Annotated in this window: 10 protein-coding genes; 8 read left to right on the top strand and 2 right to left on the bottom strand. The window is 55.4% G+C overall.

Annotated features, from left to right (window positions below):
- Positions 1 to 7 precede the first annotated feature (7 nt).
- Positions 8 to 1120, top strand: a complete 1113-nt coding sequence (locus tag LQK91_RS11930) for an NAD(P)/FAD-dependent oxidoreductase (RefSeq protein WP_078804772.1) — start codon at positions 8 to 10, stop codon at positions 1118 to 1120.
- 33 nt (positions 1121 to 1153) lie between these two features.
- Here LQK91_RS11930 and LQK91_RS11925 read toward each other — a convergent pair whose 3' ends face one another.
- Together LQK91_RS11925 and LQK91_RS11920 are read right to left on the bottom strand one after the other, a co-directional pair.
- Positions 1154 to 1669 (bottom strand): RcnB family protein, encoded by a 516-nt coding sequence (locus LQK91_RS11925; RefSeq protein ID WP_008925514.1) that lies wholly within the window; start codon positions 1667 to 1669, stop codon positions 1154 to 1156.
- 126 nt (positions 1670 to 1795) lie between these two features.
- Complete coding sequence (locus LQK91_RS11920) at positions 1796 to 3049, bottom strand: serine hydrolase domain-containing protein (RefSeq protein WP_105099529.1); 1254 nt, start codon at positions 3047 to 3049, stop codon at positions 1796 to 1798.
- 241 nt (positions 3050 to 3290) lie between these two features.
- Here LQK91_RS11920 and LQK91_RS11915 point away from each other — a divergent pair, with 241 nt between their 5' ends.
- From LQK91_RS11915 to LQK91_RS11885, 7 genes are all read left to right on the top strand, one after another.
- Positions 3291 to 3959, top strand: coding sequence for a YecA family protein (locus LQK91_RS11915; protein ID WP_003850904.1), 669 nt, complete (start codon positions 3291 to 3293; stop codon positions 3957 to 3959).
- A 182-nt stretch (positions 3960 to 4141) separates the two neighbouring features.
- Entirely contained in the window at positions 4142 to 4735 is a 594-nt protein-coding gene (uhpA, locus tag LQK91_RS11910; RefSeq protein WP_105099528.1) for a transcriptional regulator UhpA, read from the top strand.
- A complete protein-coding gene (uhpB, locus tag LQK91_RS11905) occupies positions 4732 to 6231 on the top strand; it encodes a signal transduction histidine-protein kinase/phosphatase UhpB (protein WP_105099527.1) in 1500 nt (499 codons plus the stop codon). The genes uhpA and uhpB overlap by 4 nt, the downstream gene beginning before the upstream one ends.
- A 9-nt stretch (positions 6232 to 6240) precedes the next feature.
- Positions 6241 to 7569, top strand: coding sequence for an MFS transporter (locus tag LQK91_RS11900; protein ID WP_003850910.1), 1329 nt, complete (start codon positions 6241 to 6243; stop codon positions 7567 to 7569).
- A gap of 152 nt (positions 7570 to 7721) precedes the next feature.
- Positions 7722 to 9113, top strand: a complete 1392-nt coding sequence (gene uhpT / locus LQK91_RS11895; protein WP_105099526.1) for a hexose-6-phosphate:phosphate antiporter — start codon at positions 7722 to 7724, stop codon at positions 9111 to 9113.
- A 253-nt stretch (positions 9114 to 9366) separates the two neighbouring features.
- The gene (locus tag LQK91_RS11890; protein WP_370640814.1) at positions 9367 to 10884 is read left to right on the top strand and encodes a BglG family transcription antiterminator; all 1518 of its coding nucleotides are present in this window, start codon (positions 9367 to 9369) and stop codon (positions 10882 to 10884) included.
- A 15-nt stretch (positions 10885 to 10899) separates the two neighbouring features.
- A complete protein-coding gene (locus tag LQK91_RS11885) occupies positions 10900 to 11373 on the top strand; it encodes a PTS sugar transporter subunit IIA (RefSeq protein WP_105099525.1) in 474 nt (157 codons plus the stop codon).
- Positions 11374 to 11455: the final 82 nt, after the last annotated feature.

Raw genomic sequence — 11455 nt, 5'->3', positions numbered from 1 at the left:
CCTGATAATGGCAGTAAAAACTGAAATGAACGTGGTGGTACTGGGTGGTGGCGTCATCGGTGTGTCGACGGCGCTGGAGCTGACAAAACGCGGTGCCACCGTCACACTGGTGACCGAAGCCGCGCTCTGTTCCGGGGCATCGGGACGCTCGCTGTCGTGGCTTAACTCGGCGGGTGAACGCTCCTTGCCCTATCACGCGCTGCGTATGGCGGGCATTGATCGCTATCGCACCTTATTTGCTCAGCATCCTGACCTCGACTGGCTGCGTTTTGATGGCGGGGTCTGTTGGTTTAGCGACGATGAGGCCGGAACGCAGGCGCGGCATGCCTATGAAAAAGCACACGGCTACGACTCACAGCTAATAACCGCGGATACCGTGGCGCAGGCAGATGCGACGATCGATCCCGATGCGCTGCCGTCACAGGCGATATTCAATCCCGGTGAAGGCTGGGTCAGCCTGCCACACCTGACCGATTATCTGGTGAATCAGTTCCGGGCGCGCGGGGGTGAAGTGATAGAGCACGCCGGTAAAACCAGTGTGATCACCGGGCATGGCCGTGCCTGCGGCATCCGCAGTGATCTGGGAGAACTGCGGGCTGATGCGGTGGTAGTCGCCTGCGGCCCCTGGACACCGGATGTGGTTGCACCACTGGGCGTATCGATCCCCAACGGATCGCCCGTCTCAATGCTGGTGATCACTGAACCAAGCCAACATGAACTCAAAGCGGTGCTGAACACGCCACGCGCCGCTATCCGGCCCAACCCTGGCAACCGTTACGCTCTGGATCATGACTGGTATGAGGAAGATATCCAGCCACTGGCCGGAGGCGATTACCATATTGATAAGCAGGTGGTGGCGAAGCTGGCGGACGAAGCGAGCAGGCTATTACGTGGCAGCGAGTCGCTCAGCGTCCAGAGCTGGAAAATTGGCCTGAAGCCGATTCCCGGTGATGGCGATCCGGTGCTGGGCCAACTGCAGAAGGTGCCGGGCTGTTTTGTCGCGTTCACGCATTCGGGCGCAACGCTGGCGCTGATTGTCGGAGAATTACTGGCGGAAGAGATCGTAAGCGGTGAGAAGCATCCGATGCTGGCGAGCTTTGGTGCGGAGCGTTTCAGCTAAAAAAAGCCGGTCATTGCGACCGGCTGATTTTATTTAACCGCGGAAGAAGATATCGCCTGATTTACCCATGACGATTTTGCCGGTGTCATTGGTAATAAGAATGTAGTTGGCGTTGATATAGGCCCAGTGGGTATTTGCCTGCGGGGCGGGCAGATTACGCTTTTGCCACTCGGTGATGGTGTACGTTTTATCGGTGTACTTCTCTGGCACGATGTCACCGATTTTGTACTCTTTGTAGTCGATGATGATGGTGCTGAGTTCGTAATTAGGGCGTGCGCCGTTGGACGGTGCCGGAGAAGTCGGCGTCGTCGGCGTAATGCCATCATTAGATTGTGAGCTGGTCTGCGGCTGGTTTTGCGCGGCACCGGTGTCCGGCTGAGCGCTGCCCGTATCAGGCGTAGCGGGCTGGGCACCAGGGTTTGCAGGCTGAATCTGCGGTGGTGGCGGAACGCTATCCGTTGCTTCGCCAGCAGCCTGTACAGCGGGGATCAGGCTCAGTGAGCCAACCAGTAATCCCATTGATAAAAGTACACGTTGAGTCCTGCGCATAATGATTTCCACGTTGAATTTTGACAGTCAGGCTAAAATTTATCGCACTTCAGTTCCGGTACGCTAATGCTATGTGTAAGGCAAAACAGCGCGATTCACTTTACTGCGCACAGCTCAGGTAACGGATCACTGTGCGACCACTTTATCCTGAGTTGCCAGATCGACCAACAACGCAATGCCTAAATAGTTGCTCCAGTTAAAGCCGTTCTGCAGCACCACGATCGCATTGCCGTTACGTTTATCGTAGCCGATAAAACTGGCGTAACCGCCGATATACCCCACCTGATAGGTGATCTGCTGACCTTCAATCGTGTCGGTAACCCAGGCGATGTTCTGCGCCTGCGTACCCTGCTGATACCATGCGCGGTTCACCGCCATAAACGCCCGACCCCGCGCCGTATCATCGGTGGCATCAAGATGTGCGCGCAAATAAGCACTCAGGTCACGCGCATTACTGTAGAGACTGGCCGCCGCCACCATATTGCCGCGAAAATGCCAGTCGGGCGTCAGCGAGCCACGGCGGATAAATTTTGGCTGATCGCCTGCATGGCCCAGCGCACGCAGCGGATAGCCTGGCAGCGTTTCCGGGACAAAACTGCTTTGACTCATCTTTAGCGGGGTAAAGATAAGCTGTGACGCCAGCGTCTGAATCTCCTGATGAAAACGGGTGCGTATGATAAAACCGAGCAGCGCATAGCCGAGATTGGAGTAGTGTGGCATGCGTACCGCAGGTGCAGAGAAGTCCGCCAGATAAGTCAGCAGTCTGTCACTGTCGAGATTGCCATAGAAATTCTCGCCAGTGCCCAGATAACCCACGAACTGCAACAGCATCGGCAGGTCCATATCCTGACGCGGCAGGCCTGAGGTATGCGTCACCAGTTGCAGCAGGGTGATGCGCTGCGCATCAGCACTAAGATGAACCTCTTTCGGTAGCAGGTCGGCCAGCGTGTCACTCCAGCGCAGCTTACCCTGTTCAACCAGCTGGATAATCACTTCAGCCGTCACGCCTTTACTCAGCGAGCCCAGCGCAAACAGGGTATCGGGCGTGATCGGATAGCGATGCGCCCCATCAGTAACGCCGAAAGGATAATAGCGGGTCGGGCCGCCGCGATGAATCACCGCAATGCTGATGCCGGGAACCTGCTTCTGCTGCATGTAGTGCTGCACGATGTCATCGACATTTTCGTGAAAGGTGGCGTGCGTCAGATAAACGCGGTCGCCTACCGGCGCGGAGGTTTGCGACAGGGTTCCACAGCCCGCCAGCAGGAAAACCACGGCTGGCAGGAATTGCGTCATTAATCTGCTGAGCCATTGACCAGCCTGAGGAATCAGTCTGTGGTAAAGCGCAACAGCCTGGCTGCCGGAAAATCCATTTTTCATTTAATAATCATCAGGTTAATTTTATTTACTACGCAGCAGCCTCTCTGTAGCGCAAAAATGTACCACAAAGTGCAGCAGGCTATCGCCTGCATAATGGGGTCAAAATGGTGTTAAACGCGGTTTAACCTCATGCCAGCGCCGGACAGGGTTAGCTGTGTTGAACGCCCACAAGGGTGTACACTGCTGCGGTTTTAAGGCTCAACGCCGCGCTGAAATTTTCACATGCCCGGGAGGCAACCGCATGAAAGAAGGCCCACTGTCCGAGAAAGAGCTGCAATGGCTGGAAGATATGCTGGAAAAATATGGCAGCGAAGCGTCGATTATTGATGTCTCCGAGCTGGATGGCCTGCTGACTGCCGTTCTCTCCGGCCCCACTACCGTTGAACCCAGCCAGTGGCTGGTGGCCCTTTGGGGCGGCGAGAAGCAGATTCCAAAATGGAGCAACGAGCGTGAAATGACGCGCTTTATGTCGCTGTGCTTCCAGCATATGAATGATGTGGCTGATCGTTTATCTGAGTTCCCGGAGCAGTTTGAACCGCTGTTTGGCATCCGCGAGATGGAAGGTCTGGAATTTACCGTGGTGGAAGAGTGGTGCTTCGGTTACATGCGCGGTGTCGCGCTGACCGACTGGTCTGCCCTGCCTGCGGATCTGCAGCCTGCGCTGGACGCTATCGCTCTGCACGGCGTGGAAGAGAATCTCGAAAAGATCGACGCCATGACGCCAGACGAAATGGAAGCCAGCATTGAGGCGATCCGCCCTGCCGCCCTGGCGCTGCACGATCACTGGATCTCTCAGCCGGAAGCGATTCCCGTGCCTCAGAAACCGGTCGCGGCAGAGAAACTGCCTGGCCGCAACGATCCCTGCCCGTGCGGCAGCGGCAAAAAATATAAGCAGTGCTGTCTGCATTGATCGACTGCTTAGCCTCACGATCTGCCGGGCGGCTATTCGGCCCGGCAGGCTTTATCTGACCATCCACGACAGTTTGACCTGCATCATTCTACCCATCCCCTTACCTGAATAGACTGCTCAAGACTTGAACAGCTTCGTGCTTATCGCTAAGGTAAGCGCGATTTTACCCGCCAGGAAGAGACATGATCACCATCGCGCTTATTGACGATCACCTTATCGTCCGCTCCGGCTTTGCCCAGTTGCTGGCCCTGGAATCAGATTTCCAGGTTGTCGCGGAATTTGGTTCTGGCCGTGAGGCACTGGCAGGTTTACCGGGCTGTGGCGTTCAGGTCTGTATTTGCGATATTTCGATGCCGGATCTCTCCGGGCTGGCGCTGCTGAGCAAGCTGCCGACGGGCCTGGCCACCATCATGCTTTCAGTCCATGACAGTCCGGCTCTGGTGGAACAGGCACTTAATGCCGGTGCGCGCGGATTTCTCTCTAAACGCTGTCGTCCCGATGAGCTGATCGCGGCGGTGCGCACGGTCTCCACAGGCGGCTGTTATCTGACGCCAGAGATTGCGATCAAGCTGGCCGCTGGTCGGCAGGACCCGCTTACCCGACGTGAACGTCAGGTGGCGGAAAAACTCTCACAGGGCATGGCGGTTAAGGAAATTGCCGTTGAGCTGGCGCTGTCACCGAAAACCGTACATGTCCATCGCGCGAATCTGATGGAGAAGCTCGGCGTCAGCAATGATGTGGAGCTGGCGCGCCGCATGTTTGATGGCTGGCAATGAGTCCTTTTGTTTCGCGGCTGATCTCCGTTGTCGCCAGCTTTTTTATCTTTTCGGCGGCCTGGTTCTGCCTGTGGAGTATCAGCCTGCATCTGGTGGAACGCCCGGAACTGGCGGTGCTGCTATTCCCGTTTGGCCTGCGTCTGGGGCTGATGCTGCAATGTCCACGCGCTTACTGGCCGGTGCTGCTGGCAGCTGAGTGGATCATGCTGGTCTGGCTGGCGAAGGTGGTCGCGCTGGCGCATCTGCCGCTGTTAATGGCGGGCAGTGTACTGACGCTGCTGCCAGTGGCGCTGATCTCCCATTACCGCCATCAGCGTGACTGGCGCACGCTGCTGAGCCAGGGTGCGGCACTGATCGCCGCAGCGCTGCTGCAATCTCTGGCGTGGGCGGGACAGCAGGAGATGCTGAACGCCCTGCTACTGACGCTCACCGGTGGTCTGACGCTGGCCCCGACCTGCCTGGTCATCTGGCACTATCTCACCAGCACCCGCTGGCAGCCGCTGGGGCCGTCGCTGGTCTCACACCCGGTCAACTGGCGCGCCCGGCATCTTATCTGGTATCTGCTGCTGTTTGTCATCAGTCTCTGGTTGCAGCTTGGCCTGCCCGCTGAACTGTCGCGCTTTACGCCATTCTGTCTGGCACTGCCGATTATTGCTCTGGCCTGGCACTACGGCTGGCAGGGTGCGCTGATCGCGACGCTGATGAATGCAATCGCGCTGATCGCCAGCCAGACCTGGCACGATCATCCGGTCGATCTTCTCCTCTCACTACTGGCCCAAAGTCTGACCGGACTGCTGCTGGGTGCGGGTATCCAGCGGCTGCGCGAGTTGAATCAGTCGCTGCAGAGCGAGCTGGCGCGCAACCGGCTGCTGGCGGAACGGCTGGTCGAAACAGAAGAGAACGTACGCCAGGAGGTGGCGCGCGAACTGCACGATGATATCGGTCAGACGATTACGGCAATCCGCACCCAGGCGGGCATTGTGCAGCGCCTTGCGCCGGATAATGGCCGGGTGATCCAGAGCGGCGTCCATATTGAGCAGCTCTCACTCGGTGTCTACGATTCAGTGCGGCGACTGCTGGGACGTCTGCGACCCCGCCAGTTAGATGACCTGTCACTTGAACAGGCAGTCCGCTCCCTGATGCGTGAGATGGAGCTGGAGGATTGCGGCATCGTCAGTCACCTTGAGTGGCGTATTGATGAGACGCTGCTGAGCGAAGCGCAGCGTGTCACGCTGTTTCGCGTCTGTCAGGAGGGGCTGAACAACATTGTAAAACACGCCAGCGCCAGCGCCGTGATGCTGAAAGGCTGGCAACAGGAGGGTCGCGTTTTGCTGGTGATTGAAGATGATGGCTGCGGTCTGCCGCCAGGTTCCGGTCAGCAAAGCTTTGGTCTGGTCGGGATGCGCGAACGCGTGAGTGCGCTGGGCGGCTCCCTGACGATCTCCTGCACCCATGGAACCCGCGTCAGCGTGCATCTGCCGCTGCGTTCGGCCTGAGGAATCACCGTGTTTAACTTTCTGAAAACGCCCGCTAACGCCGCCCCGCTGCAGGACAAAGGTGAGATTGATAGCCGCTATCGCTACTGGCGACGGCACATCATGTCAACCATCTGGATCGGCTATGCCCTGTTCTACTTTACCCGCAAAAGCTTCAACGCGGCAGCACCTGAAGTGATCGCCAGCGGTGTGATGATGCGAACCGATATCGGCCTGCTGGCGACGCTGTTTTACATCACTTATGGCCTGTCGAAGTTCTTCTCCGGTATCGTCAGTGACCGCTCCAATGCCCGCTATTTTATGGGACTGGGGCTGATCGCTACCGGCGTGGTCAATATCCTGTTTGGCTTCTCCACCTCGCTATGGGCTTTTGCGCTGCTGTGGACCATCAACGCCTTTTTCCAGGGCTGGGGCGCGCCGGTCTGCGCGCGCCTGCTGACCAACTGGTATTCGCGTAACGAGCGCGGCGGCTGGTGGGCATTATGGAACACCGCGCACAACGTTGGCGGTGCGGTTATCCCGATCGTTATCGGCGCGGTGGCATTGCACTATGGCTGGCGAACCGGGATGATGATTGCGGGCAGTTTAGCGATACTCGCCGGACTGTTTCTCTGCTGGCGTCTGCGCGACCGGCCTCAGACTGTCGGCCTGCCCACTGTAGGCGACTGGCGACAGGATGAGATGGAGATGGCGCAGCAGCAGGAAGGCGCAGGTCTGAGTCGCAAAGCGATCCTGACCCGCTACGTGCTTTTCAATCCCTATATCTGGCTGCTGTCATTGTGTTACGTGCTGGTCTATGTGGTTCGCGCCGCGCTCAATGACTGGGGGAATCTTTACATCTCCGACACGCTGGGGGTGGATCTGGTGACGGCCAACTCGGTAGTCACCCTGTTTGAGCTGGGCGGTGTGATAGGCGCGCTGGTCGCGGGATGGGGCTCGGACAAGCTGTTTAATGGCAACCGTGGCCCCATGAACCTGATTTTTGCAGCCGGGATTTTGCTTTCCGTCGGCTCACTGTGGCTGATGCCCTTTACCAGTTACGTGATGCAGGCCGCCTGCTTTTTTACTACCGGTTTCTTCGTCTTCGGCCCGCAGATGCTGATCGGCATGGCGGCTGCCGAGTGTTCGCATAAAGAGGCGGCGGGCGCGGCAACCGGCTTCGTCGGTCTTTTCGCCTATCTCGGCGCGTCACTCTCCGGCTGGCCGCTGGCGTGGGTAATCGACGTCTGGCACTGGAGCGGCTTCTTTGCGGTGATTGCCACGGCGGCGGGGATATCCGCCCTGCTGCTGTTGCCGTTTTTAAATGCTCAGGCGCCGAGATCCCTGCCTGAAGCGTGATACGCCTCTCCTTTTTGCCCAAGGTGGGGCAAAACTAAGAAATTTTCCTGGTTTCGCCTGGATGCTGTCTCAGGCCTGTCTGGCGGCAAGTTTTTACAATGCCAGCCATTAGCTGCCCATTGCAGCTATTCCAACCAGGAGAATCCCCTTACATGCTGGCATTCCTCAAACAGGTGCGCAGACCAACGCTGGATCTGCCAATCGAACTGCGGCGCAAGATGTGGTTCAAGCCGTTTATGCAGTCCTATCTGGTGGTCTTTATCGGCTACCTGACCATGTATCTAATCCGCAAAAACTTCAATATCGCGCAGAACGATATGATCACCACCTACGGACTGAGCATGACGCAGCTGGGGATGATCGGTCTGGGTTTCTCCATCACCTATGGCGTCGGGAAAACCCTGGTCTCTTATTATGCTGACGGCAAAAACACCAAGCAGTTCCTGCCGTTTATGCTGATTCTTTCGGCCATCTGTATGCTGGGTTTCAGCGCCAGCATGGGCACAGGTTCCGTCAGCCTGTTCCTGATGATCGCCTTTTATGCTTTAAGCGGATTCTTCCAGAGTACCGGCGGCTCCTGTAGCTACTCCACCATCACGAAGTGGACGCCGCGCCGCAAGCGTGGCACCTATCTGGGGATGTGGAATATCTCCCACAACCTCGGCGGTGCCGGTGCGGCAGGCGTGGCGCTGTTTGGTGCCAATGTGCTGTTCAACGGCCATGTGATTGGGATGTTTATCTTCCCGTCTATTATCGCGCTGATTGTTGGTTTTATCGGCCTGCGCTACGGCAGCGATTCCCCGGAGTCTTATGGCCTGGGCAAGGCCGAAGAGCTGTTTGACGAAGAGCTAAGCGATGAGGATAAAGAAGCTGAAGATGAGTCGATGACCAAATGGCAGATCTTTGTCGAGTACGTACTGAAGAACAAGGTGATCTGGCTGCTCTGCTTCGCAAACATCTTCCTCTATGTGGTGCGCATCGGGATCGATCAGTGGTCAACGGTTTACGCCTTCCAGGAGCTGAAGCTCTCTAAAGAGGTGGCGATTCAGGGCTTTACCCTGTTTGAAGTGGGTGCACTGGTGGGTACGCTGATGTGGGGCTGGCTATCCGATCTGGCCAATGGCCGTCGTGCGCTGGTGGCCTGCGTCGCACTGGCGTTGATTATCGCCACGCTCGGGATCTATCAGCATGCCAGCAACCAGTATGTCTATCTGGCCTCGCTGTTCGCACTGGGCTTTCTGGTCTTTGGCCCACAGTTGTTAATCGGCGTTGCCGCGGTCGGCTTTGTGCCGAAAAAAGCGATTGGCGCAGCGGATGGGATCAAAGGCACTTTCGCTTACCTGATTGGTGACAGCTTTGCTAAGTTAGGTCTTGGGATGATCGCTGACGGCACACCGATATTTGGCCTGACCGGCTGGGCTGGCACGTTCGCCGCACTGGATATCGCCGCTATCGCCTGTATCTGCCTGATGGCGTTGGTTGCGGTGATGGAAGAACGCAAGATTCGCCGCGAGAAACGACTACAGCGTTTGAAGATGGTGTAAAGATAAACTCTGGCCCGGCGTAAGCCGGGCTTTTTTTGGCAACTGGTATGTCCCAGACTGGCTGCCGATTAGCCTGCAAAACCCTCCCAATCTCTTCCCTCACATTTTTCACCCCACCCGAATTATTTCAAAAATACCCCTTCAGGTGGTCAGCCGGCCCACTCTGTTGTGGCCATGTTTTAATATTTACATGGCTGAGGGCCTTTGTTTAGATGATAACTGACACCTCGAATAACAAATTAAGCGGAACCTGATGATGATGAAGGCGCTGACTGAGCGGCAACTGACGATTATGCGACAGCTTATTTCTCATAACAGTTACGTGAGCCTGCAATTTATTTCTGAAAAAACAGCCATCACCAGCCGAACCTTACGCCGCGACATCGCTGACATTAATGAAAAACTGGCTGACTTGGGGATCAATATCAGCGGAAAAAGTGGGAGAGGGATCACAATTAAATTCTCTGATGCCCAGGCAGAAATAGCTGCGCGCCGGATTTTTTCAACCGAGGTGGATGATTTCAGCAGCAACTTCAGAATGCTAAAAATAGCATCGGATTTATTAATGCTTTCACCAAAAAGTTCATCCATTAGCGAGCTCGCGGATAAATACTTTATCAGCCGTGCGTCGATAGTGAATGATTTAAAAACACTGGAAGTCTGGTTGCATCAGTTTAATTTAACGTTATTGAAAAGTCGCGTCGGCACCAGTATTAAAGGCAGTGACCAGAATATTCGCATGGCGATGAAAGCGCTGGTATTAAAATCGATTTATAACCGTCAGGACATGATGGAAAGCCGCCTGGATGAAAGCACGCTGCAGGAGCTTTCAGAGAAATTTGGTCAGCAGGCTGTCCATTTTACCCTGCAACTCATCAATTTTATTGAACAGCAACTGCACTATACGATTAGCGATCCTTACTACATTAATTTGTTTACCCACATTCTGGTGCTGATTCACCACAGTCACTCGCCGATGCCCAGGACCGACGCGCGAGCAGTGACCATGAGCAGGGTCAGCGATCATCACGCCTGGCAGGTTTCGCTGGCGGTGGTAGAGCGCATCGAGACCGCCTGTAACACGGTGCTGGTGGCTGAGGAGTCTCACTCTATCTATCAATATCTTGTCTCCTCCGGTAAAGCGGGCGGTGAAGTGCCACTACAGGATAAGTCGCTGATTTCGGAACGTGAAACCCGCTTTGCACAGGCGCTGATTAGCCGGGTGGCGCAGCGCATCAACATTGAAATCACGACCGACCAGAACCTGCAGGCGTCCTTGTCCTCGCATATCAAGCCGATGCTGAACCGTCTGAGATATCGGATACGGATTAAAAATCCGCTGCTGCATGATATCCAGACCGAGCTGGGAACGGTGTTTGCCGCCGTTAAAGCGGTGATCAACCAACTGACGCAGGAGTACAGCCTGGATGAAATCAGTGACGATGAGGTGGCGTACCTGACGGTGCATATTCAGGCGGCCATCGAAAACAGCATCAAAGTTAAGCGGGTACTGCTGGTCTGCTCCAGCGGTCTGGGCACGTCGCAGCTGCTTTACGGGCGGATTATCCGCGCCTTTCCCGACTGGAAGATCATCGACATCGTACCTGGAAAAAATATAGCGGACTCCCTGAAACGTCATGAGTGTGATGTGGTGATCTCTACCATCCGGCTGGAGCCGCTGGAAAAACCGGTGGTTTATGTTTCAGCCCTGTTTTCGGCGAAAGATATCGCAAGAGTCACAGAGTGTCTGGTATCGAATTCAATTAATTAATAATGGAGAAGTAACATGACAACAGCCGTGGCGATTAATGAAGTGCTGAAAGAAGAGTGCATTATTCTCGATGTCGATTGCCAGACGAAAGAGCAGATTATTTCTCAGCTGACTGACCTGCTCTGCCAGACCGGCGCGGTCACGGATAAAGCTGCGTTTCTGAAGGATGTTTATCTGCGTGAAGAATTAGGCTCTACCGGATTTGAAAATCATATTGCGATTCCGCACGGTAAATCCGCTGCCGTCGCAAAAACCCGGATTGCCGTGGGCCGTTTACGCCGTGATATTCCATGGGAAACCATTGACGGCACCAATGTTCGTTTAGTGATTCTTTTCGCGGTAAAAGAGTCTGATAAAGATGTCGGCCATATCAAAATGCTCGCCAGAATATCCATTGCGCTGGGCGATGAAGATGTCGTTGAACAGTTACTGACTGTCGCGCATCGTGAAGAGATGTTTCATTTACTGTTATCCCGCTCGGGAGCCTGAATAAATCAGAGAATGTAATGAGATAAAAAGCTTAAGGAGGTATTCCAGGTTGTAGCCATCCCTTCAGACCGAAAAACATAAA

The organism is Pantoea sp. MHSD4, from assembly GCF_021043305.1.
GTDB lineage: Bacteria > Pseudomonadota > Gammaproteobacteria > Enterobacterales > Enterobacteriaceae > Pantoea > Pantoea eucalypti.
This window is presented reverse-complemented; position numbering and strand designations above follow the sequence as displayed.

What these genes read in the sequence shown, in the direction of transcription:
- LQK91_RS11930 (WP_078804772.1), top strand. Translation starts at nt 8, where the DNA reads ATGGCAGTAAAAACTGAAATGAACGTGGTGGTACTGGGTGGTGGCGTC.
- LQK91_RS11925 (WP_008925514.1), bottom strand. Translation starts at nt 1,669, where the DNA reads ATGCGCAGGACTCAACGTGTACTTTTATCAATGGGATTACTGGTTGGC.
- LQK91_RS11920 (WP_105099529.1), bottom strand. Translation starts at nt 3,049, where the DNA reads ATGAAAAATGGATTTTCCGGCAGCCAGGCTGTTGCGCTTTACCACAGA.
- LQK91_RS11915 (WP_003850904.1), top strand. Translation starts at nt 3,291, where the DNA reads ATGAAAGAAGGCCCACTGTCCGAGAAAGAGCTGCAATGGCTGGAAGAT.
- uhpA (WP_105099528.1), top strand. Translation starts at nt 4,142, where the DNA reads ATGATCACCATCGCGCTTATTGACGATCACCTTATCGTCCGCTCCGGC.
- uhpB (WP_105099527.1), top strand. Translation starts at nt 4,732, where the DNA reads ATGAGTCCTTTTGTTTCGCGGCTGATCTCCGTTGTCGCCAGCTTTTTT.
- uhpT (WP_105099526.1), top strand. Translation starts at nt 7,722, where the DNA reads ATGCTGGCATTCCTCAAACAGGTGCGCAGACCAACGCTGGATCTGCCA.
- LQK91_RS11890 (WP_370640814.1), top strand. Translation starts at nt 9,367, where the DNA reads ATGATGATGAAGGCGCTGACTGAGCGGCAACTGACGATTATGCGACAG.
- LQK91_RS11885 (WP_105099525.1), top strand. Translation starts at nt 10,900, where the DNA reads ATGACAACAGCCGTGGCGATTAATGAAGTGCTGAAAGAAGAGTGCATT.